Here is a 22,982-nt window from a genome sequence, read left to right on the forward strand (position 1 = left end):
GGTCGGCCGGGTGAATTTCCTCGACGATGCCTCTCAGACGCCGCACTGCAAGCCGAAGGCCATCTATGCGTTCTTCGGGATCGCCGAGAGCACCGGGCAGAACAAGTCGAAGGCGATCCGGGATGCGTTGAAGATGGGGCCGCTTTCACACGAATGGACCCTGCCCAGCCGCCTCGCAGACAACCCGATGGTGTGGATACTGCAGGTCAATGGCCTGATGATGGACATTCGCACCGCGTCGCTCGAACTGCAGCGTCTTGCCTACGAGAAAGGCCTGATCCCCTTCATTCCCGGGGAACAGGAAGAGACGCCTGATTGAGTCAAATCCCGGCCGACACTGTGGCGAAAGCACTCTTCTCTGCACGATCGATGGACCTGCAGCAGAAAGAGGTGAGCATTCAGGTTCCCCTCTTGACACAGCCTTCCCGCGCGGGGTCCTGTGATACAAACGCCGATGAGATGAAGTCCCCCGCGTCGCCCGATTCCCTGCCCACGGAACGGCTGCTTCCCCCAACGGTGGAGGCTTGTCATGGGGTGATCACATCGCTGCTGGACCATCGCAACCCGCACGATTCGATCATCTTCGCCAACCTCGACCGACGCGGCCCGTTGACTCCGACTTCGACCCACGAGAGCACGAGCACCGGGCACGGCAGGATCGAAGTGCGTCGCTGCCGCGTCTACGAGGCCGTCGACCGGCTGCACAACGCCGACGCCTAGAAGGACATCGCCAGCTTCGCCGTGCTCGAACGCGTCCGAAGGGTGGCCGATCGCACCAGCACCGAGCGCATCTGCTACATCAGCAGCTTGCCCGCCGACACCGAGCGGATCGCGCAGGCTGTCAGAAATCACTGGGAGGTCGAGAATCGTCTGCACTGGTGTCTCGATGTTCAGTTCGGTGATGATTACGCCCGCGCTTGCTCCGGTCACGTCGCCCACAACCTCGCGCTGGTCCGCCACATGGCCCTCAACCTCATCCGGCTCGATACCTCGATCAAGACCAGCATCAAGACCAAGCGACTGCTGGCCGCGACATCCGACGAGTTTCGCGCAGCGTTGTTGGGCTTCGAAGCGCCTGACGAGGAGGGTGAATGATGAAGGCGTAGCTTCGGGGGCCCTGCAAGGGTGGGAAATGTGTGTAATGGGATGGCTCTAACGCGGCTTTGCCCGGAGTTGGTCCATGCCCTTGTTGTTGATGTTCTGGAGGTTGTTCTGGAGTTTATGTTCAGTGCTGTATCCATCCGTTTTCCGGGGGGTGATGGGAGCGGGCGGGGTCAATTTCTCCAGTTCGGCATCTGTGGGCGTGGGAGTTCCGGGCGGTTGGCAGGCGTATGCTTTTGGGTAATTCTGACAGACGGGGCTGTTGAGACGTCGTTCGACGCTGCGAGTTGGAATGACCGCATCAGTAGAGCAAAGCTCAGGAACGGGAAAAGGATGTTTTTGACAGCTGAGTCGGCTGGGGCCATCGCTGTGGATAAAACCGCTTCGCTCCAAGCACAAATTGGCTAGAACCACTTCTCTCAAATTCATGGATGGGCTCCATGTAAAGGAGTGGTAGCCGCATTCGAGAAGTGCAGATTGAACTTCTACTTTGGATGCGCCAGGTTTTTCCCATAGTTCGAAATCATACCGACTAGGTTTGTCTAGGCCCCTCAGGCTGCATCCTGATAAAACAATCGAAAATAAAAAAATATGAATTTTCATTTTTTATTTAATCTTTTTTAGGCGTGCTTTGCCAGTATTCTGAACAATTTCTGTTTCCGTTTCCGTAGCAATTGTGAGCGGTATCTTTGCCGATAAATAAATAAAGCCAGTCAGCTAGCTTTGTCCATCCTTCCTTTGTTGTTCCACCTGTGGGAGGATTTGCACCGATGTGGGTACCTACAAAGTCGTGGATATGGACCTGTGAATTAACAATGCCTTTCCCATTGCTCAGACTCTGAAGGAGATGGGTGGCTTTCTGGGCGTTGTATGCCGATCCGTACAGATTGATCTGGGTGCCGGAAAGTACGCCAGTGCTGCCAGGTTCGGATTTCAGGGCTTCCAGAGCATTGCCGGTGGTCATGCCTCCCCGGCTATGACCCGAGGTTTCCAGTCCATCCTGGCCATATTCCTTCATTAGCTCGACGTTTTTCTGGGTGGCATTGGTCAGTCCGGTTGTCGTGCTTTCCAGAAATTTCATGTAGCCCGCGATCATGAGCTCGGACAGCATGTTGTCTGCCTGGGGAAAGTAAACCAGATAGTGGGGGCCATCGTAGCCATTTGCGTTTTGCAACGCATTTTTTGCAGCGTCTTCCGGAGTGTTGAAAATCCCATTGTTGGAAATATGAATTTTTCCCATGGTGTCTTTTTTCAGAGGAGTACCGTTGTGCTCCGAAATGACCGCATCGTTGTATTTGTTTTTCTCTATTTCGTAAGTTTTGGCTTCATCCAGGAAGGCGCGCTGATATGCCTCGTCAGTGAAGGCCGTGATGGTTTTAAATAACAGCATGTTGTCTGCCTGCGCTTGGCGCGCTTCTTTATCCAGCTGGGCGACATCGACGGGGATGAGGGTGCGGTGGCTGGATGACGTATCCCGGTTCAGATGCATCAGTGTCTCCTGGGTTGAGAGTCCGGTACGTTCCTGCTGGCCGGCTTCGTCGAGGATGACAACGCTGCCCTCCGAGATTCCACTCCGGGTCTGGCTGTGATCGTTGCGTTTGGCACTGCCCTGGTTCATCAGGTTTCCGGCTACACCCTTGATCGCACCGTATTTCCCCTGAAACATATCCGTGCTCAAGCTGAATCCGCTGCTCCTGGAGTTGGCCGCCAGGTGGTTGTCGAGATCCGTGCTGTTCAGTGTGGCAGTGACGAGCGTATTCTGTTCTGGCGGGGCGGTGCTGGTGATCACCGCGCCTGTCAGGGCCGTATGTCCTTGTACTGTGATATGGAATCCGCCCTGGCCGGCGTGGATGCCAGTTTGTTCGTTGACACTCAGGTAGTCGACCTTGCCGGCCTGGCGGGAGATGCCGATGGCAGCGCTGCCCTGGGCTGAACCATAGACGGGAATGCTGGCGGAAAACCCGGCAGTATTCTGGGAAGCCCGACCGGTGGTCTGGTCCTGAAGGCTTTCCAGGAGCAGGTTCCGTCCTACTGAAGCGAGGACATGGGGGGCGTTCAATGTGGCTCCGGACAGTGTGGCGTCTCTACCTGATTTAAGGTAGACGGCAGTGCCGCTGCTCACCTCGGTGTTGTTATGGCGGATGCTTTCGGTGTTGGCTTTTCCTTGTCCGTGGTGGCCGGCAATATCAACGCTTACTCCTGCCTGTTCTTTCCCTGCGTTGATTGAAACTCCGAGGCTCATCCCGCTGCTGGTGTTGCGACTTCTGTTGCTCTCTGTGTCCTGGCTGGCCAGGAGTTTGATGTCTCGTGCTGCGTCCAGATGGATCTGGCCGTCGGCAGTAATTTGACTCCCTTGAATTTCAATATCCGAAGTCCGGGCCGTCAAAATGATGTCCCCTTGTGAGCGCATGCCACTTTCTGACGCGATATTTTTTACGCTGTGGCTGCTGCCGTCCGAGCGACTGGTGCTGAAGCTGGCGCTCAGCTTGATGCCGGATGCGGCGATGGCATCGTTCGTTCCATTTTCGCCCTGCAACGCGGTTTGAACGGCTTTCCCTGATTCCCAGAGTTTTGCGCCCTGGGCGTAGCTGTTCAAGGCATGCAGGCGCTGGTTCTGATCATTTTCGCCATTCATCATGGAGGTGAGGCTGTTACCCAGATTGCTGGCGATATCGAGCATTCCTCCCGTGAGTGTCATGGTCAAGCCGCTTTGTTTGAAGCGGGTTTGTGTGTCCTGGGTCTGGGACTGACGGGATTCATTAATGCGGATGGAGCCGGCATTGATATGGATATTGCCGGAGGGGCTCAGCACCTGGCTTCCGCTCTGGAGATAGTCCCGTCCCGCGTGAATCTGTACGTTACCCTCCGTGCTGCCGAGGATGCTTCCAGTTGCCGTCGTGTGAATGCCATCGTTATCCATACTCAGCAGGCGAGAGCCGAGGCTGAACCCGATGCCGCCGCTGCGCATGAGGCCGGATTCCTTGACCATGTTGAAGCGGGCTTCCTTCTGTTCGGTGATGCTGGCTTCCACGTTTACATCCTGCCCTGCTGCGAGCGTGGTGCCCACTGTACTGACCACATTGCTGCCAGTGATCTGGATGTCCTTGCCCGCAGCCAGAGTGGTGCTGTTGCCGCTCAGGGTGGTGCCGACGGAGGTGTTGCGTTCAAGGGCGGTTTGGGTCGTGATTGTCTTGCTGGAGAGGAAGCCCCGGAAACGGTACTGGTGGGCTTCATCGAGTTGGGTGCGCTGCTGTCCGCTCGAAAGGATCAGGCTGTCGCCAGCGATGGCCTCGATCCCGCCTTTCTCGGTGCTGATCTGGGCTGCGCGGGCCTGAAGGTTCTGGCCCGCTTGAAGGTGGATGTCTCCGCTGGTCTGGATCCGTGTGCCAACGTCCTGGGTCTGATTTTCGTTGCGGTAGTTGCGCGTATTCCAGGTGATCTCCTGCTGGTTGCTTGCGGTGAGGGTGCCCAGATTGATATGCCGTCCTGCCAGAAGTTGGGTGCTACCCGCGGAGCCAGCCGCTGTGGGGGCTGTGTTGAGGATCTGGTTGGCATCAAGCACCAGATCACGACCCGCCTGGAGTGTCAGGTCGCCCCCACTAATGTGGATGCTGGCAAGGCGGTCAAGATTGGTACGGCCACCCTGCAGGGTGGTGCTGCTGCGGGTGGTGCTGGCCATGATGAGATCCCGTCCTGCCCTCAGGTCGATTGACCGGAGGGCGTCGATGCGCCCTCCGGTGTTGATCAGGTCGGTGCGCGCGGCGGCGAGGATGGAGTCGCCGGTGATGCGTCCGCCCCGGTTCTCGAGGGTATCTGCGGACAGGGTGAGCTGTTCGCGTCCGGTAATCGTGCCCGTGTTGAGCAGATGGGTGGCGCTGGCCAGCTTCGTCGTGCTGGCGGATATCAGCCCGCCGGATCCATCGATGTCTCCTTCCCGGACCCGGGCATATACCTGGGGGACCAGAACGCTCTGGGTGCTGCCGTCGGTCAGGGTGATCTGGGTTTCCACGAGCCAGACCAGGTCGGTGGTGAGCTTGGCCATCTGCTCGGCGCTCAGCGCGATCCCGGGTTGCAGCTGCCATTCACGGGCATGGGTGAGGCCGGCGTTCATCAGCGCCTGGTATTCGGCCTCATCGCTGGTATGGTTTTCCAGGAAGCGGCGGCCGGTCAGTTGGGCCACCTGCTCGCGAACCAGGCGTTGTTCGTAGAAACCGTCTCCGAGTCGTTTCTGGGCCTGAGCCGGGTCCATGCCCAGGGCTGAGAGCATGTAGTCGGAACTCAGCCAGTTTTGCTGTCGGGTGAACTGAGGGTCGGTTTCCACCAGGTAATGGGCTGAAGATTCGGGGTGAGCGATAAAGAGGCGGGTGTCTGGCAAGTGGAAATTTTGTGAAAGGGCACGGACCCCGTATTGGGGGGCTGTCTCCAGCGTGCCGGGTGCCGGGGGCGTTGCGCTGGGGGCCAGAGGCTGCCCTGTAGTCGTTGTTCTCTGGGTTGCTCCCTGCGTGCCGGGGCTGGCCTGAGCTTGGGCGCTCGTCCGGATGGAGGGGAAGAGGGCGGGGGGTGGTGTGCTTACGGCGGGGCTCACCGCGGTGGCGTCGTGGGCCTTGTCAATCTGGACCATGCCTGAAGTGACAGTAGCCTCTGTTGTGATGGTGTCAGTGTCCTGGGTGATGTACCGGCCCGTGCTGGACGCTACCGAGGTAGTGTCGATGGTGTCTGCATCCTCCACTGTGCTCTTGACCTCGAACAAGACGGGGCTGCGTGATGTGATCTGCTGCGTCTGGGTGTTTTCTGCTGTTTCGCTGAAGCGCTCTGCGTGGTGCGTTTGCAGGGCGGCGCCGCTGCCGGTTCCGCCCGTGTTGCTGGCGAAAACCGGTGTGGCCAGGGTCAGGCTCTGTACCGTTGGGGCGGGCAGATAGGGTTGGGTATCGCTACCGGGGCGGTCACGACCGGAGCGTTTCTGGCGCCAGCGGTGGGTGACCGTACCCGTGTCAGTAGTGATTCGTTCACCTATGGCGGAGCGGTTTTCCAGGCTGCCCATGTCAGCCTGGAGCGCCCCTCCTGCCATGATCCGGCTCTTGTCATTGAGTAGATGGCCCCCGTTCAGTTGAAGGGTGCCACCCGCCAGGATCTGTCCCGGGTCGGCGGTGAGGATCTGTTCCTCATCCACGTGGCGGGTAAAGCTGTAGTCAATGTAGGATTCACCCCATGTCCGGCGACCATCGCTGTAGGGTGTGGTGAGTTCCAGATAGGGAACGTCGTCGTCGTTGTATCGGTAGCCTATCCGGGTGGCGCTTTGATCGTAGCGGTAGGGGCTGTCGGTGTAGGCATATTCCCGATGATTCGAAGAGGCTACCCGTACGACCCGGGTCGTAAAGTAAGCATCCAGGTTGTTGATCTGGCTGGCCGCCAGCTGAAGGTTCCCAAGGGCTTCGATGGTGGCGCTGGCATTGGTGATGGTGCCGGCTGTGCCGCTTGCCTGGCTGTTGGCGTCCAGGCCACCGCCAATGGCCATGTCCCCGGCACTGAAGATCAGCCCATGGTCCCGGTTGGTCAGAGTGCCAACGCCCAGATCAAGGCGGGTCCGGGCGGCGATGGCCGGCGCGGTTCCGCTTTCGAGCAGGTTGAACAGGCTGCCTGCCTGGATGGCCAGGTAGTCGCCGTAGATGCGCCCTGTGCCGAGGTTATGTACCGAGGCGCCACTGATCCGGGTAATTGAGCCATCGATCAGCCCCCGGTTGATTTGGCTACCTTGGGTGGTGAGAAAGGTTCCGGCCGCCAGGATTTCGCCCGTTGCCAGATTGTCGAGATTGCCTGCCCTGACTTCCAGACTACCCACCGCAGTGATGCGGGAGTGGTTGGTCAGCGTGCCCTCCACACTGATCAGGCTATCGCCGTTACCATGAATTTCGCCGTGGTTAGCCAGGTTGCCGGACAACCGGAGATCAAGGTCCTGCTGGCTCAGGACCTGGCCGCGCCCCTCCAGGGTGTGTGCCTGCAGAGTGAGGGTGTCGTCAGCGATCAGGACGCCGTCGGTGTTGTTGATGGAGAGGCCCGGCGAACCGGTGCTTATATCTGCCAGGCTGAGCGTGCCTTGTGAAGAGATCAGGCCGCGGGTGTTGTCGATATGGCTGCTGCTGCCGACTCTCAGGTACTGACTGGCGCGCAGGGCTCCCTCCTGATTGTCGAGGCGGTGGGAGGTGAGTTCGAGCTGAGCGCCTTCAATCCCCTGGTCCGTGCCCCGGGTGGCTGTGTTGATGAGTGTTCCTGCGTGGATCATGCCAGTCCGGGCTGTCTGGATCAGCCCGCTTCCGTTGTCCAGGGTGCCACTCACCTCCGTGTTCAGATCGCCAAGGCTCTGGATCCGACCGCTGGCATTGGACAGGCTGTCCGCCTGAATACGGGTGTTGCCCAAGCTCGCCAGCAGGCCACCCTGGCTGTTGTCCAGCTGGGCGGCGTGGATGTCCATGATCCCTTCGCTGCTGATGTGGCCCGAGCGGTTGTCCAGGTGCCCGCTCCGTAGGGCGATCTGTGTGGCGCTCCCGATTCCGCCCGACATCGCAGTCTGGCCATTGATCAAGGCTTCGCCAGCGGTGTCGATGGTTAAGGTGCCCTGTGCCTGAAGGAGACCCCTTTCGTTGTCGAGGCGGCCCCCGCCCAGTTCCAGCCGCCCCTCATCCCGGGTGCCCAGGGCAATGATCTGACCTGATCTGTTGTCTATCCCCTGGGTGCTGGTGAGGATCTCCAGGCTGCTGGCCAGCAGGATGCCTGATTGGTTGTCCAGGCTTCCGGCAAGCAGGGTCAGGGCGTGATCGGCAGCTACCGTACCCTGGGTGTTTGTGAGTTGTCCGGTAACCTGCAGCACGCTGGAGCCTTCCACGCTGGTGATGAGGCCCGCCCTGTTGTCCAGCGCGTTGGCAACAACCCGGGTGGTGTGCAGGCCAGTGATCCTGCCCTCCTGATTATTTAGCGTGCCGGCGCTGCCGATGGCCAGCAGGCCACCGCTGGTTATGCTGCCCTGGGCATTGTCCAGGGAGTCCAGGAGGAGGTTGGCCGCGCCGCTCGCATGGATCTGTCCGGAGTCCCGGTTGTCGAGGTGCCCGGTGCTGTGGAGGTCGAGGGTCCGGATGCCGGTGGTGACGATCTTGCCGGCGCGATTATCCAGGCTGCCTGTCTGGAGGGTGAGGTCCCCATTGCTGGCGATCAGGGCCTGGCGGTTGTCGAGGTTCCCGCTGACCTGGATGAGCGCGCTGCCGGTACCGGTCTGGATCAGCTGTCCCTGGTGATGCTGGAGGCTGTCTGCATGGATGTTGAGTTGGGTTGCCTGGGTCTTTGCCGAGTCGAGGATGAGTTGCTGGGTGTTCAGGTCGAGCAGGCCATTGGTGAGGATCTGCCCCCGGCTGCCAGCGAGGGTCTGGGTGTGGATTTCCAGGGTGCTGCTGCCGGCATGGTCGATGTGTCCGGCCTGATTGGTGAGGGTGCCGGCTTCCAGCCGGAGCGTGGTGGCGTTGCTGGCGATGCGCCCCTCGGTGTTGTTCAGGTGACCGGGGAGCTGGAGGGACATGGCTCCGCTGCCGGTGTGGATGAGTTCGCCCCGGGTGTTGTCGATGCTGTGGGCCTGGAGGTTGAGCTGGCTGGCGCTCAGGTAGGCCTGGCGGGTATCGAGCAGGGTGGCTGCATGGACCTGAAGGGTGGTGGCGGCGACGATCTCTGCGCCACGGATATCCATATCAGCGCTGCGGGCGTTCAGGGTCAGGGCGTGGGCGCTGGTCTGGCTGCCGGCGAGATCCAGGCGGCTGCCCTGCAGGGTGGCGTGGCCTGCGGCGAGGTTCTGACCCTGGGCGACCAGGGGGCCGGCGGCATCCAGCAGGAGGGTAGCGGTGCCGGCCATCTGGCCATTGGTCTGCAGACCGGCGGCGAACAGGCTTGCTGCGGTGGCGTCGATGCGCTGGGCGTGAACGGACAGGTCGCGGCCGGCCCCGAGCACGCCGCTGTGGGCGAGGAGGCCCCCGAGTTCGAGACGGGCATCCTGGCCGGCGTAGAGGCTGCCGTCCGGATTGAGCACCTGGCGTGCCTGGACGTTCAGGTCCTGGGCAGCGAAGACCTGGCCACGCTGGTTGTTCAGGTCGCTGCTCTGGAGAAAGACGCTGCCGGCCGCCGATTCGATGCGTCCCGCGGTGTTGTCGGTGTTGCCGGCCTGCAGGGTGACGCCTGCGTTACCGGCGATGAGGCCCGCCGCATTGGACAGGGTGTCTGGTGTGGTGACGGACAAGGTGTTGCCCGCGGTCAGGGTGCCGGTACTGTTATCGAGGCTGCCTGCAGTTACGCTGGTGTTGCCGCCAGCATGAATTTGCCCGTACTGCCGGTTGTCGAGGCGTCCGGGGACGTCCACGCGCAGAGACTGTCCGGAGGCACTGGCGATTTCACCTGCCCGGTTATCAAGCTCCCGGCTGGCAACGTCAAGGGTGCCATTGCTGGCGATGCGTCCTCTTGTGTTGTTGAGGGTGCCTGACAGATTCAGGGTCATGCGGCTTGTGCCGGTGTGGAGCAATTCACCGTCGCTGTTGTCCAGGCTATGGGCCTGGAGCTTCAGTTCCGCCGCACTGAAGAGGGCATCGTGGGTATCCAGCAGGGTGGCTGCAGAGGCCTGAAGGGTGTGCGTAGCCAGGATTTCGGCTCCATGGGCGTCCAATTGTCCGCTACGGGCAGTCAGCAGCAGGTTGCTGGCACTGGTCTGGCTCCCGGCGAGATCCAGGGTGGCGCCCTCGAAGCTTGCCTGTCCAGAGGCCAGATTGCGGCCCTGGACTGCCAAGTGGCCTCTGGCGTCCAGGGTCAGCTTCCCATTGCCGGAGAGCATTCCATCCGTCTGAAGTCCGGCAGCAAACAGGCTGCTGACCGAGCCGAGAATGCTTTGGGCGGTTAGGGTGAGGTTTCCACCTGCACCGAGGAGACCGTTGTTGGTGAAGGTGTCTCCGAAATCGAGCTGGAGGTCTCGGCCCGAGTAGATGGCTCCCTCCAGATTGAACAGCCGCTTTGCATCAAGGGTCAGACCGGCTGCGGCAAAGATCTGTCCTTGGGTGTTATTGATTTCATCGCTCCGGATGCCTACGTTGCCTTTTGCCGATTCGATGTGGCCCGCAGTGTTATCCAGGCTTGATGCCTGGATTTTGAGCCCGGTATGGCCGGAGATCAGGCCGGCAACATTGGACAGGTTGCCCATGCGGTCCAGGGATAAGTGTTGTCCGGCCAGAAGACGCCCGTTGTCGTTCGCTGCGCTGCTGGCAACCAGTGTGACGTCACCACCCGCTTGCAGGCGCCCGCCTTCACGGTTGTCGAGGATCGTGTCTATCCGGGCGGTGAGGGCATGGCTGCCTGTGACGAGAATTTCACCGCCCTGGTTGTTCAGTTGATGGGTGCTGAGTTGCAGCGGGCCATTGCTCAGGATGCTGCCGGCAGGATTGTCGAGGGCGCCCTGGATGGCGATTACGCCGTTGCTGGTACCGGTCTGGATCAATTGCCCTTGGTCATGGTGGAGTTCCGTTGCAGTGATTTGCAGTTGTGCGGCCTGGGTTGCGGCGTGCTCCAGGTTAAGGCGCCCGGTCTCCAGGTCCAGAAGACCATTGGTCCGTATCTGTCCGTGATTGCCGGTCAGGGAGGTGGTACGGATGACCAGTTTCCCGCTCCCCGCATGCTGGATCTGACCGTCGTGGTTGTCCAGGGTGGCTGCATCAAGCCGCAGCTCGCTGCTATTGGTGGCAATCAGGCCGCGGGTGTTGATCAGGTCTCCCGCTGGAGTGAGCGCCAGATTTGTCAGGCCGGTGTGGCGCATCTCCCCGCCGGTGTTGTTCAGGCTGTCACTGCTGATCTCTAGAAGAGGGCCCGAGATCCGGGCTCCAATGGTGCTCAGGTGTCCGGGGGTGCGGGCCTGAAAGGAGGACTGGGTGACGATGTGGCTGGAGTCAAGGGTGAGGGCGCCCTGGGTACTCTCCAGCCGGATATGGGGGGCGGCCAGTTGCCCGCTGCCCAGATCGAGTGTGCCTGAACTGAGTTGTAAGTCGAGGCCCGCCATCAGTGTGCCATGCAGGCTGATTTGATCTGCCGCAGACAGGCTGAGGGAGGTGTTTGGGGTTGAACTGCCATCGATGGTACTTTGGCCTGCCATCAACCAGCCTGTCCTGCCTCCGCTGATGCGGCCTTGCGCACCACGGGTATGGATCGAGACATCTCCACCCGCGAGCAGGTGTCCATCCAGGGTGATCCGCTCCTCCCCGCTCAGTCTGACTGGGCCAGTGCTGACCAGGGCTCCATCGTGGTGGATGGGACCCTTGGTGTCGATGGTGACCCCCGCGCTGGCACTCACCTGTCCCCGATTCTCCAGCCAGCCTTGGCTGGTGATGTGCACCTCTCCGGCACTGGCGCCGATGTGTCCGGCATTGCGAACACCTACTCCCGCATCCGTCCCCACCAGGCGGATCCATCCCGCATACATGCCCCCCAGGGCGGCAACGTCCACCGAGAACGCAGGGGGCGCTCCGTTACCGGGGATGGGGGTGGCGGTGCTTCCATCCGCAGGGACATCTGCGGCTCCGGTATGGAGGTGCAGTGCCTGGGCCCATATGCCCGCGTTGAGACGGATGGCCCGGGCGATCAGTGACGTGTAGTCTGCGCCATGGGTGTTCATTCCGGCGCCGTTCACATGGATCTCGCCCCCGGTTACCCGGTAGCCGTCGAGTTGCCCCTCCAGAAGCACCGGCCGGCCGGTGCTCAAGGTGGCACGGCTGGCGTTGATGAAGCCACAGTTGTCGCACAGGATGCCCGCAGGGTTGGCGACGATCACCTCTGCCCGGTTGCCGCCCACTTCCAGGTAGCCGCGCAATTGGCTCGGTTGAGTGGAGTTGATCTCGTTGAGGATGAGCCGGGCCGTGCCTGTGGCGAGCCAGGGATTGCCCTGGACCATGCCCCCCAATTGGGTGGGGGTGTTGGTACGCGAATTGTTGAGGACAGCTCCGCCCGCGGGTACATCGAACTGACGATACAGATTGCGTGACACCCCGGCAGCACTGGGTGTCTGGATATTGACCTGAAGCACGTCGTTGGCCGTCTTGAGCACGGTGGGCTGCAGTCTCCCTGCCGCGCCTGGGTCGGCGACGATCTGTGCGTACGCTGGATGGTTCCAGACCAGACCTCCCGTGATCAGCAGTACGCCTGCGGTCAGCGCCGAAAGTGCCCATGAACGCCTTCGCTGAAGGGGGCTGCCTGTGCCGGTTCCTGCTGTGCCCCCCTGATGCCGGGCCGATTCAGCAACGGCCATCCGCATGCCACGGGTCCTGTTGAAAATGACGTGGTAACAGAGCTTGTTCATGGCAAGTTAGAAGGGAATCGGGGCGGCGCTTACCAGCCCCAGTTGAGGGAAAAGCCCGCGACCGTTCCTACTGGCGCAAAGCCCTTGGGGTGGTGGAGCGCATGACCGACAAAAACATCCCAGGCGAGGTTTCCGATGTTGCTGCGCAGGCCCAGGACAGCGCCTGCGAGACGCTGTCCGAGCAGATGCCGGCTGCTGCGCCCCGATACGCCACCGATGTCCACACCCAGGTAGGACTCCAGCCCGGCGTGCCCGGTGCGTGCGGCCAGTTCATTGCGCCACAGCCAGCCGTGCTCGCCGCTCAGAAGGTTTTCACCGTCGAAGCCGCGTACTGTGTAGCGCCCCCCGATGGCAAAGCGGTCCTGGGGAACCAGGGGGGACTCGCTGCGCTGGAATCGCACTTGGGTGCTGTAACGCAAGCTGTGGGTGCCCAGCGGGAATGGGTGATTGAGGTGCAGATCCATCATGTGGAGGCCGGGTTTGGCGCTCCCTTCCCCAAAGGCTTCCTCGGGTGCTGGGGTGGATCCGAAGGCGCCGGTGCCGCGACGGTAGCTGTAGCTGGCGTCCACGATGGCAGCTCCGAGGAAATGCCTGTGAGACAGGCCGGCTTCCCATCCCCCCATGCGTCGCCGCTGGACCAGGACTTCAGTGTCATTGATGAAGTTGTCTGATCGACGCATCCAGGCCTTGACCCAGGTGCTGGTCTTGCTTTGGGCATCGCGGTGGACGATGCGAGCGAGCCGGCCTTCGGCATTTTCGCTGGTGCCGCTGTAGCGATAGGTCTGGGTGGCTCCCGCGATGGCCTGGTGATAGCGATGCTGGCCGGCAGTGAGACTTGCCAGCCAGTAGCCCAGGGGAACCGAGTAGTGAACCGTGTGGCCATGAGCACCCCGCTGACCGGACCTGCCGCCCCCCAGACCATGGTTGAGGCTCAGGTACAACAGGTCACTCAGCCCAAGGGCGTTGTCCAGTGATACGGTCATTCCCCCAAGGAATCGTCCGGTGGCTTTGGTGCCGCTATCGTCGAGGGTGAGGTTGAGCCGTAGCAGATGATCCTGTCGCCAGGTCACGATCAGGTCGCTGTCACCCGGCTGGGCTCCCCTTGAGTCGGTTGGCGCGATCTGGATATCGGCGCTGGCGCTGGGAACCCGCTTGAGGTTTTCCAGGCCCTGTTCGATGTCCCGCAGGTTGAGCAGCGCGCCTTGCCGCGTGGGCAGGGCAGGCTCCAGGCGGGCACGGGAGAAGTCGCCGCCCGGCGTTGTGATCGCCCGAACCCGCCCGGGCAGGAGGGTGAGGTACAGGATGCCACTGCTCAGATCCTGGGGCTCTGCCAGAACCCGACTGGTGACAAAGCCCCGGGCGATGATCCGGTTCTGCAGGCGCCCCATGATCCGGTTGATGGCTATTGTCCCCAGGCATTGCCCGATGGCCGGATCGTCGGGTTTATCAAGGGCCGCAAGAGCCCACTGAAAATGCTCGGAGGCTTCCCCCTGAAGACGGATCTCGTAAATGGGAAAGCAGGGCGTTTCTCCCTTGGGGAGCGGTTGTTCGACCTCGACGACGGGGCTCTCGAGGCGTACGTCAGGGGCGCGCTCCTGCTGCTCGCGCAAATCCTTTTCCCTTTCCTGCCTCCGGATCAGTTCCGGCGTAGGGGAGGGGAGTGCCTGGGCCGAGGCAGGGAGTGCCGGCAGAATCAGGCTTGCTGTCATGAGGGCGCAGGAGACCTTGGGAACGGACATGTCAATTCGTTAGGGGTAAAGTGAATGTCATATTTTCATTCTATACAGAGGTTCTTTTTATTCAATATGAATTTTTCGGGCTGATTCAAGTTCTTGCACTCCCGGGAGGTGAGCCCAGTAAGATGCCTCATGCGTTTTGATCCCCCCTTGCAGGAAGGCCGCCTGGTGCGCCGTTACCAACGGTTCCTGGTGGATGTGACGTTGCCCGATGGGCGGACGGTGACGGCCCATTGCCCCAACACGGGGTCGATGCAGGGCTGCACTGTGGCGGGGAGCCGGGTGTGGTTGTCCCCTGCGTCGAACCCCGCGCGCAAGCTGGCATGGACGTGGGAGTTGGTTGAGGTGGCACCTGGGGTGGTGGTGGGGGTGCATACCGGGCGCAGCAACGGGCTGGTGCGGGAGGCCATCGAGGCGGGCCGGGTGCCCGCACTGGCGGGCTACGACCGCATCCGTCCGGAGGTGAAATATGGGGAGAGCAGCCGTATTGATCTGCTCCTTGAGACCGAGGGGGGGCCTTCCTGCTATGTGGAGGTCAAGAACGTGACGGCGGCGGTGGAGGGGCGAACGGGGTTTTTCCCCGATGCGGTCACTACTCGTGGGGCCAAACACCTGCGGGAAATGTCGGCGATGGCGGCGGCGGGCTACCGGGCAGTGCTGGTGTTTTGCGTGCAGCGGGGGGATGTGGAGGTGGTGCGTCCGGCCGACCACATTGATCCGGCTTACGGTGTGGCTCTGCGCGATGCCTTGACGGCGGGGGTGGAGGTGCTGGCCCTCGGGGCCATCCCGAGCCCCGGGGGCATCACCTTGCAGCGTGTCGTGGCGGTGGAGATTCCGCCGCTGCCCTGAAGCTTTTCGGTACCATACCTAAAAGTTGCAGTAACCCTTTACCGAAAGCGGAGAAGAGCGATGGTTGCATCCGAGGAGCGCCGTGGCAGCACGGCCCACATGCCCGATCTGGACTGGAGCCAGGTTCGTGAAACCGTTCTGATGCTGGAACTGGCCGTGGGCCAGATTGAGTCGGCTCTGAAGGAGGGCGGGAGTTCGGTAGAGGTGCTGACGGACTCCTTTACGTCGATGGCGGGCTACATGCGCATGATGGGAACGGCTCTGGAGCAGCTACCGGATACCCCAGCTACCGCCCAGCTCAAGGAATCCTTGATCGGCCATGCAGCGGAGGTTGCGGGCCGCGTCCAGAAATCCATCGTGGCTTTCCAGTTCTACGACAAACTCAGCCAACGTCTCGCCCATGTGTCTCATAGTCTTGAAGCCCTTTCCAGCCTGGTGACCGATCAGCGCAAGCTCTACAACCCGTTTGAATGGGTGGCTTTGCAGGAGAAGATCCGTGCCAAGTACTCCACCCGGGAAGAGGTTGAAATGTTCAATGCAGTGATGCAGGGCCTGCCGGTCAAGGAGGCCCTGGAGAACTACAAGGCCGAGATGAAGGATAAAGGCGACGACGTGGAGCTGTTTTGACGTCTCCGTTGCCCTTGATCCACTTTTCCGACCCTGCTCCGGCGCCCACGGAGGATCGCCCCGCAGTCAGCCGCGCGATTGGCGCTCCGCCGCTGCGCCTGACTGCCGAGCGTTACAGCGCCGAGGGCGGGGCCCTGTCCGTGGGGGAATGGGCCTGCGAGCCGGGGGCCTGGCGGATCGCCTTCCACGAGGGACGCCACGAATTCTTTCAGGTGCTCAGCGGCCGCCTGCGCATCGTGGACGCTGCGGGGCAGGCTCGGGAGTTCGGTCCCGGCGACGCAGGCATCATCCCTGCGGGGTTTGCGGGTACCTTCGAGGTGCTCGAGCGGGTGACCAAACGGTACGTGATGCTCGACCGGCCGCAGGGTGAATAGGGCGGGATTCATCCCGCCACATGCTGCTCCAGCCAGTTCGCCAGGGTGGTGGCCACCTCTTCCCATTGGGGGTCCAGCATCAGCATGTGGCCGGCTCCGTCAATCACGCTCTGGCGGGCCTGCCAGGGCAGTGCGGTGAAGAAGAGCATGTCGGGCGGAAACACCCTGTCCTCCCGACCGTTCACGACCAAGGCCGGAATACGCTGACGGCGCAGGGTGGGCTGGAAAGCCAGAGTAGCCATTTCGGCGACTGCATGATCGGATTCGTTCTGGATCATGGGCAGGTAGTCTTCCACGTTGTCTCTGGGCATCTCCGGTGAGAAGTACACCCTGGCCATCACATCCAGCGTTTTGGGCGTGAAAGTCTGTCCGATCACGTTGGGCAGCTCGGCAAAGAAATCGGGTTCGCTCAGGGCCAGACGGGCGGCAGACCCAACAGTGCCCGTGGGTGGCACGGGAGCGAGCAAGGCCACACCCGCTGCCGCACCTTCTGACAGATAGCGCTGGACTACCAGGGTGCCCATGGAGTGCCCCACCAGGACGGGCGACGTGCCCAGGGCGTCCACGGCCCGCTTCAGATCCTGGGCATAGTCGGCCAAACCAAATTCGTGCAGCTGGTCGTGTCCTTCACTTTGCCCGTGGCCCGACAGGTCAAGGGCGTGACAGTCATAGCCCCGCGCAGTAAACCAGGGAATGAAGTTCACCTGCCAGCACAGGGCGTGGGTATAGGCCCCGTGGACAAACAGCAGGGGCGGGCCGCCGTTGGGGTTGGGAGCTGGGTGGCTATGGATCTTCAGGGAGCGTTCGGTCATTGTGGGGGGGTAAAATGGATGGTCATGTTTATACGAGTACAGGATCCTGGGGGGGTTCCCGGCAGGCGCATTCTGGCATGGACCGGTGACAGGGGTGCTGCAGGTTCCCCGGGGGAGCCGGGAGGCGTATATTCCCGGCTCCTCACCCTGCCACATCGGGCTGCTCTGGCCCTATCTTTCCGCCATGTCCTTTCCCTGTATCGACCCTGCCGATTACGACGCCCAGCTGGAGGCCAAGGTGGCCCGCTTCAAGGCGGGATTTGCCGACTTTGGCCTGCCCGAACCTGCGGTGCACAGATCGGAGCCTCTGCACTATCGCCTGCGTGCCGAATTCCGCATGTGGCACGACGGGGATCGGGTGGATTACGCCATGTTCGATCCCGCCGACCCCAAGACGCCGGTGATCCTGGAGGCGTTTCCCGCTGTGGCCGAACCGATTGCCCAGGCCATGCCGGTGCTTCGTGCTCATTTGATGGCCAGCGAACCCCTCAAGCACAAAATTTTCCAGGTGGATTTTCTGGCGACCCTGAGCGGGCAGCTGATGATCAGCCTGGTGTATCACCGCCCTCTGGATGAGGCCTGGGAGGTGGCCGCCCGGGCGTTGGCGACGCAGATGAACGCACAGATTATTGGCCGAAGCCGCAAGCAGAAGATCGTGCTGGGGCAGGACTGGCTGCTGGAGGAGTTCGAGATGGATGGTCGCCAGCTCCGTTACCAGCAGATAGAAGGGAGCTTCAGCCAGCCCAATGGAGGTGTGAATCGCCAGATGTTGAGTTGGGCCCGGACACAGGTGGCGAGCGTGGGCGGTGACCTGCTGGAGTTGTACTGTGGCAATGGCAATTTCACCATGGCCCTGGCGCCGCTCTTCGGGCGAGTGCTGGCCACCGAGATGAGCAAGCCTTCGGTACAGGCCGCTCACTACAATCTGGAAGCCAACGGGGTGACCAACGTGACCATGGTGCGCATGGCCAGTCAGGAGATCAGCGATGCCCTGGCCGGTGGCCGGGAGTATCGGCGGATGAAGGAGGTGGATCTGGCGAGCTACGACTTTTCGACGATCTTCGTGGACCCGCCCCGGGCAGGTCTGGACGAAAGCACCGTCGAGCTGGCGCGGCGTTTCCCCCATATCCTCTACATTTCCTGCAATCCGGAAACCCTGCGGGCTAATGTGGGCGCTCTGGCCTGCACCCACCAGATCGCAGCGTCGGCGGTGTTCGACCAGTTTCCCTACACCCATCACCTGGAGTGCGGGCTGTTGCTCACCCGTCGGGTGGAGGCGTGATGGACGAGCAGGACGAGGCTTGGACGTCTGTCCATGAAGCCCGCCTGTGGCGGGACAACGGTTGGACCGCGCAGGTCATCAAGAACGAGGATGACGACGGTTGGGCCGTGGCGATGATCAAGGCGGGGGAAGCGGAGCCAGCCCTGGTGGGGCCATGGACGATGGGGCGGGACAAGAAGAACCCCAAGCCCCTGGATGCAGCGGCCTTCCAGACCCTGGTCAAGACTGCCTCGGAAGTACTGCGCCGCCACGAGCAGCACCTGCACGCCCTCCATCACAAGCGTGTCACGGTCAGCACGGATACTGGCCTGGTGACGGTATTCCTGGATATCGTGCCTGACGAGTATGAGCCCTACGCCACGCTGTCTGCCCGTGACCCCTTTGATGAACTGCTGGCTGAAACCCGCGTCGAAGCCGGTTTCAAACTCGATCGCCGCAGTGCCGCGGCGTGGGTGGAAACTGGTTTTGCCCAGCCGGGAGGGGGCTGACCGGGTTCCCCGTCTCCCTGAATGCCTGTGCCCTCTGCTGAACCAAGCCTCTCCCTGACTCCGCCGTCGTCCATGCCCCGTCACAGTTCCTGGCTGGTGCGGATGCATTACCGGATGCGGGCAGTGTCCTTTGCCATGCTCTTCGTGGCGGCCTGTCTGCATGACCTGCAGATACCTGCCCGCAGCGGGGTCTGGTGGCTATTGACACTGGTTCTGGTGGTCTATCCCCATCTGCAGTATCGGCGGGCCCGGCGAGCCATGGATCCGCATGGGGTGGAAATGGCCAATCTCCGGCTGGATTCGGTCCTCTTGGGCGCAGCCCTGGCAGCCCTGGGCTTCCCCTTATGGATCACCTTCTCGGCCTTTCTCGGGACGCTGTCCAACAATACGGCCAACAAAGGCTGGAAGGGCGTTGTAGAAACGTTACTGGCGTTTCCCGCTGGGGCGGCCGTGGGAGGCTGGCTGTGGGGATTCCAGCTTTCTCCTCCAGAGAACATGGCGGTGGTGGTGTTCTGCATGACCGGGCTGACGGGCTATCTGGTGGTGTTGGGCCACGTCGGCTACACCCGCATCCGTCAGTTGCGCCGGACCCGTGAAACCCTGCGCCTGCGGGAGCGGGACCTGCTGGCTGCCAACGAGGAACTGGAGCGTCGCTTTCATGAGATTGATGACCTTCACGAGCAACTGCGGGAGCAAGCCAACCGGGACCCCCTGACCGGACTCTACAACCGCCGCTATCTCGACAGCACTCTGGAGCGGGAATTGGCCCGCTGCAAGCGCGATGGCCACTCCTTGTCAGTTCTGCTCATCGACATCGACCATTTCAAGCGCATCAACGATACCTACGGCCATCCGGCCGGTGACGAGATCCTGATTCGCCTGGCACACCTGATGGGTGGCATGGCCCGGAGCGGCGATGTAGTCTGTCGTTACGGTGGGGAAGAGTTCCTGCTCCTGATGCCGGCCATGCCTCTGGAGGCGGCCCTGGAGCGAGCTGAGAGCCTGCGGCAGGCTTTTGGCGGGCTGGAGGTTCCCTTCGGAGATTTCCGTCTCCAGGCCAGTCTCTCCATCGGAGTGGCGGCCTATCCAGGCCACGGCACATCGGCCGAGTCACTCATCCACCACGCGGACGACGCCCTCTACCGGGCCAAACGCGCTGGACGCAACCGGGTGGATACCTGATCCGGATCAGTCGCGAAATTGAAACTGACCGGGCCTCCCTCACCGCGCCCTGTTCTGGTCGTTTTCCATGCCGGTTAACGGGTGTGAGGGGGAGGCCCGTGGCCCGCTTTTCCGTGCTGGTCGCTCTTTGCCTGGCTTCGGGTAGCATCCCTTGTCTGGCCGGGCAGGGGCTCGGTGCGAATCAAGGAGACTGAAATGCAACTGGCAGGAAAAACGGCTTTGGTGACGGGTTCCACCTCGGGGATCGGGCTGGCGGTGGCCCGGGCGCTGGCGCTGGCTGGGGCGAAGGTGATGCTGAATGGTTCTCGCTCGGCGGCCGAGGCCGAGCCGCTGCGTGCCCAGCTGGCGGCCGAAACCGGTGCCGGGATCGGTTATACCCCGGCGAATCTGGCCCTGGGCAGTTCTGCTCGCCAGTTGGTGGAGGCAACCATTGCGGCTTTCGGGGGCCTGGACATCCTGGTCAATAATGCCGGTATCCAGCATGTGGCGGCGCTGGATGCCTTTCCCGACGAGACCTGGGATCAGCTCATCGCCATCAACTTGTCTTCCGTCTTTCACACCACCAAGGCCGCCCTGCCGGGCATGAAGGCCAATGGGTGGGGCCGCATCATCAACATTGCTTCCGCCCATGGGGTGGTGGCTTCCCCTTTCAAGGCACCCTACACCGCCAGCAAGCACGCGGTGGTGGGGCTGACCAAGTCCGTGGCCCTGGAAGTGGCGGAGCAGGGGATCACCTGCAATGCGGTGTGCCCGGGCTATGTGCGCACGCCTTTGGTGGAAAAGCAGGTGGTCGATCAGGCCAGGGTGCATAACCTGCCCGAGGATCGCGTGATCCGGGAGGTGATTCTCGCGGCCCAGCCCTCCAAGCGGTTCGTCGAGGCGGATGAGGTGGCTGCCTTTGTGACGTTCCTGTGTTCCGAAGCGGCACGCTCCGTCACCGGCTCGGTGCAACTCATCGATGGGGGTTGGACCGCGCGGTAGCGCTATCCTGGACAAGGTCCTCCGGAGAAGCGTCGGGCTTCCTCATCGAAGCGTTCCACCAGCCAGTCGGCGGTGGCTGCCACTCTGGCCTGGGGGCGGGCGTCCGGGTGAATCAGCATCCAGAGTTCCCGGCTGAGGATGGGGACCGGGCCGGAAAGACGCACCAGGGCAGGATCCGGGTCGGCCAGGAAGCAGGGCAGGATCCCGCATCCAACCCCGTCTCCCACGGCGCGCGCCAGGCCCTGGAGGCTGTTTGTGCGCAGGCGGATGCGTCCGGTGCCGAGCATCGCCTGGAGGTGCCGCATCTCGGGGGTGTGGGCCAGGTCGGCGTTGTAGCCCACCCAGTCGCCCGGGGGTACCGGCAGGTCGCCCCGGGCTGCGCCGTAGATCGCAAAGCCCACGTCCGCCAGCTTGCGGATCAGGAAATCCCCCCGCGCTGGGCGGGCCAGGCGGATGGCAATGTCGGCTTCCCGCCGGGCCACGTTGAGATTGTCGTTGCTGGCGATGAGCTCCACGGACAGGTCCGGGTGACGGGCGTAGAGCCCGGGCAGCCGGGGCACCAGCCACTCGCCGAGGATGGCGCCGACAGCGGTCAGGCGTACTACGCCCCCGACCAGGCTGGCGCCCGCTTCGGCCAGGCGCATGAGGCCGGCCACGCTCTCCTCGATGTGCCCGGCCCGCTCCAGGACCCGCAGACCTGTGGGGGTGGGCTGCCAGCGGCTTTCTCCGCGCTCGAAAAGCGGTGTGCCCAGGTTGTCTTCCAGGGCGCGCAGGCGGCGGGCCACGGTGGTCTGGTCCACCTGGAGGCAGCGTGCCGCAGCGACCAGGGTTCCCTCCCGGCCAAGGGTGACGAGAAAGCGCAGGTCGTCCCAGTTCATGGATGGTGATGGCGAGGGCCGCAAATTTGCAGGAGTGTAAGGCAGGAATGTCTATTTACGCAGGTTTGAACGGGCTCTAGCCTATGGACCATTCCTTCCAATCATTCCAGGAGACACCTCATGAGCACTGCTTCCACCACCCTGCGCCAACTGTCTGGTCTGTCTGCCGAGCCTGCCCGCCTGTCCGAGTCGGCCCTGATCATCGTCGATGCCCAGAACACTTATCGCCGTGGCGTGATGCAACTCACCGGCGTGGAGGCGGCCCTGGACGAGTGTGCGGGCCTTCTGGCGCGGGCCCGGACGCTGAATATTCCGGTGATCCACATCCAGCACGATGCGGGCCCGGGCAGCCCCTACGATGTGAGTGCCGAGATCGGCGCCATTGCCGACAAGGTGGCACCGGCGGCCGGTGAGGCTGTGGTGGTCAAGAATTACCCCAACTCTTTCGTGAATACCGATCTGGATGCCCGCCTCAAGGCTGCCGGGGTGAAGAACCTGGTGGTGGTAGGCTTCATGACCCACATGTGCATCAACTCCACGGCCCGGGGTGCTTTCAATCTGGGCTACGCCGTGACCGTGCCCGCTGCTGCGACGGCGACCCGTCCGCTGCCCGCTCCGGATGGGAGCGTGGTGAGCGCGGAGGCCCTGCAATCGGCAGCTCTGGCGGCCTTGGGGGATCTGTTTGCGGTGGTGGTGGCCAACGGCGCCGGCATTCCCGATTGAGTGGGCGGGCGCCATAGCCGCCAAGCTCTGGCGGCGGACTGATTGAAGCACAAGGCCGGGTGGACCTGGGGTCCAGCCCGGCCTTGTCCTGTTTCAGGCGCCCCAGGTCACGGGTTCCCTGTCCTTGAGGGCACGTTCAAGCATCTCCAGCAGAGGAACGGCGCGCTGGAAGAAACTGACTGCCCCCTCCGGCTTCACGTCCTGATCGGGGTCATCTTCGTCCAGGGAGCGTTCAGCCTGGCGGACCTTGTCGGCAGCAATGGCAGCCTTGACCGCGTCGATGGCGGCGGGGAGCTGTTCCACGGTGAAAATCCCCTTCGGCTCGGTGGGATCCTTGCCCAGGATGCGGAGCATTTCCTTGGCGTTCTTTTCAAACATGATGACATCGCCGTCGGCGGGGGACTTGAAGATGATCAGCATGGGGGGGATATCCTTGCAATGAAATGCCGCCATTCTACCCTTGGGCACCTCGAATAACCCGCCGTTTTCAGCAAACCCCATCGCACAACGATGATCCCGGTCGAATCCGGTTCTATTTCTTCGGCAAGCCACCGCCATCGCCGGCCCTTTCGTCCCGTTTTTGCCTC

Annotated in this window: 15 protein-coding genes and 1 pseudogene; 10 read left to right on the plus strand and 6 right to left on the minus strand. The window is 62.2% G+C overall.

Features of this window, described 5'->3' with window-relative positions; genetic code table 11:
- Nucleotides 1-319: DUF6398 domain-containing protein (locus PHD22_RS10200; RefSeq protein ID WP_299865968.1), on the plus strand; the 319-nt coding region annotated here is incomplete at its 5' end.
- A 251-nt stretch (nucleotides 320-570) separates the two neighbouring features.
- Nucleotides 571-1,095 (plus strand): annotated as a pseudogene (locus PHD22_RS10205) (ISAs1 family transposase); the annotation flags it as partial.
- 57 nt (nucleotides 1,096-1,152) lie between these two features.
- Here PHD22_RS10205 and PHD22_RS10210 read toward each other — a convergent pair.
- From PHD22_RS10210 to PHD22_RS10220, 3 genes are read right to left on the minus strand one after another with little or no spacing between them, the layout of a single operon-like run.
- Nucleotides 1,153-1,704: a hypothetical protein gene (locus tag PHD22_RS10210; RefSeq protein ID WP_299865971.1), complete on the minus strand. Its 552-nt coding sequence runs from the start codon at nucleotides 1,702-1,704 to the stop codon at nucleotides 1,153-1,155.
- Nucleotides 1,705-1,711: 7 nt separating this feature from the next.
- Nucleotides 1,712-12,463: a hemagglutinin repeat-containing protein gene (locus tag PHD22_RS10215; protein ID WP_366520721.1), complete on the minus strand. Its 10,752-nt coding sequence runs from the start codon at nucleotides 12,461-12,463 to the stop codon at nucleotides 1,712-1,714.
- Between the two features lie 29 nt (nucleotides 12,464-12,492).
- Entirely contained in the window at nucleotides 12,493-14,202 is a 1,710-nt protein-coding gene (locus PHD22_RS10220; protein ID WP_299865977.1) for a ShlB/FhaC/HecB family hemolysin secretion/activation protein, read from the minus strand.
- A gap of 129 nt (nucleotides 14,203-14,331) precedes the next feature.
- Here PHD22_RS10220 and sfsA point away from each other — a divergent pair, with 129 nt between their 5' ends.
- From sfsA to PHD22_RS10235, 3 genes are read left to right on the plus strand one after another with little or no spacing between them, the layout of a single operon-like run.
- Nucleotides 14,332-15,048, plus strand: a complete 717-nt coding sequence (sfsA, locus tag PHD22_RS10225; RefSeq protein WP_299865980.1) for a DNA/RNA nuclease SfsA — start codon at nucleotides 14,332-14,334, stop codon at nucleotides 15,046-15,048.
- Between the two features lie 60 nt (nucleotides 15,049-15,108).
- Entirely contained in the window at nucleotides 15,109-15,675 is a 567-nt protein-coding gene (locus PHD22_RS10230; RefSeq protein WP_299865982.1) for a hypothetical protein, read from the plus strand.
- The gene (locus PHD22_RS10235; RefSeq protein ID WP_299865985.1) at nucleotides 15,672-16,049 is read left to right on the plus strand and encodes a cupin domain-containing protein; all 378 of its coding nucleotides are present in this window, start codon (nucleotides 15,672-15,674) and stop codon (nucleotides 16,047-16,049) included. Before PHD22_RS10230 ends, PHD22_RS10235 begins: the two co-directional genes overlap by 4 nt.
- An 8-nt stretch (nucleotides 16,050-16,057) precedes the next feature.
- Here the strand turns inward: PHD22_RS10235 and PHD22_RS10240 are convergent, their stop codons facing one another.
- Nucleotides 16,058-16,861 carry an alpha/beta hydrolase gene (locus PHD22_RS10240; protein WP_299865988.1) on the minus strand — a complete coding sequence of 268 codons (804 nt, stop codon included), beginning with the start codon at nucleotides 16,859-16,861 and terminating at the stop codon, nucleotides 16,058-16,060.
- A 184-nt stretch (nucleotides 16,862-17,045) separates the two neighbouring features.
- Here PHD22_RS10240 and trmA point away from each other — a divergent pair, with 184 nt between their 5' ends.
- The 4 genes from trmA (at nucleotide 17,046) to PHD22_RS10260 (ending at nucleotide 20,794) form a co-directional block, all read left to right on the plus strand.
- Nucleotides 17,046-18,143, plus strand: a complete 1,098-nt coding sequence (gene trmA / locus PHD22_RS10245) for a tRNA (uridine(54)-C5)-methyltransferase TrmA (protein WP_299866008.1) — start codon at nucleotides 17,046-17,048, stop codon at nucleotides 18,141-18,143.
- Nucleotides 18,143-18,631 carry a hypothetical protein gene (locus PHD22_RS10250; protein ID WP_299865991.1) on the plus strand — a complete coding sequence of 163 codons (489 nt, stop codon included), beginning with the start codon at nucleotides 18,143-18,145 and terminating at the stop codon, nucleotides 18,629-18,631. The genes trmA and PHD22_RS10250 overlap by 1 nt, the downstream gene beginning before the upstream one ends.
- Before the next feature lie 72 nt (nucleotides 18,632-18,703).
- Nucleotides 18,704-19,813 carry a sensor domain-containing diguanylate cyclase gene (locus PHD22_RS10255; protein WP_299865994.1) on the plus strand — a complete coding sequence of 370 codons (1,110 nt, stop codon included), beginning with the start codon at nucleotides 18,704-18,706 and terminating at the stop codon, nucleotides 19,811-19,813.
- Between the two features lie 195 nt (nucleotides 19,814-20,008).
- Nucleotides 20,009-20,794, plus strand: a complete 786-nt coding sequence (locus tag PHD22_RS10260) for a 3-hydroxybutyrate dehydrogenase (protein WP_299865997.1) — start codon at nucleotides 20,009-20,011, stop codon at nucleotides 20,792-20,794.
- 2 nt (nucleotides 20,795-20,796) lie between these two features.
- Here PHD22_RS10260 and PHD22_RS10265 read toward each other — a convergent pair whose 3' ends face one another.
- Nucleotides 20,797-21,672, minus strand: a complete 876-nt coding sequence (locus PHD22_RS10265) for a LysR family transcriptional regulator (RefSeq protein ID WP_299866000.1) — start codon at nucleotides 21,670-21,672, stop codon at nucleotides 20,797-20,799.
- A gap of 120 nt (nucleotides 21,673-21,792) precedes the next feature.
- Here PHD22_RS10265 and PHD22_RS10270 point away from each other — a divergent pair, with 120 nt between their 5' ends.
- The gene (locus tag PHD22_RS10270) at nucleotides 21,793-22,395 is read left to right on the plus strand and encodes a cysteine hydrolase family protein (RefSeq protein WP_299866003.1); all 603 of its coding nucleotides are present in this window, start codon (nucleotides 21,793-21,795) and stop codon (nucleotides 22,393-22,395) included.
- A 93-nt stretch (nucleotides 22,396-22,488) separates the two neighbouring features.
- Here PHD22_RS10270 and PHD22_RS10275 read toward each other — a convergent pair whose 3' ends face one another.
- Nucleotides 22,489-22,815, minus strand: a complete 327-nt coding sequence (locus tag PHD22_RS10275) for a DUF1840 domain-containing protein (protein ID WP_299866006.1) — start codon at nucleotides 22,813-22,815, stop codon at nucleotides 22,489-22,491.
- Between the last annotated feature and the right edge of the window lie 167 nt (nucleotides 22,816-22,982).

It is taken from the genome of Zoogloea sp. (assembly GCF_028693495.1).
In the GTDB taxonomy this organism is placed as follows: domain Bacteria; phylum Pseudomonadota; class Gammaproteobacteria; order Burkholderiales; family Rhodocyclaceae; genus Zoogloea.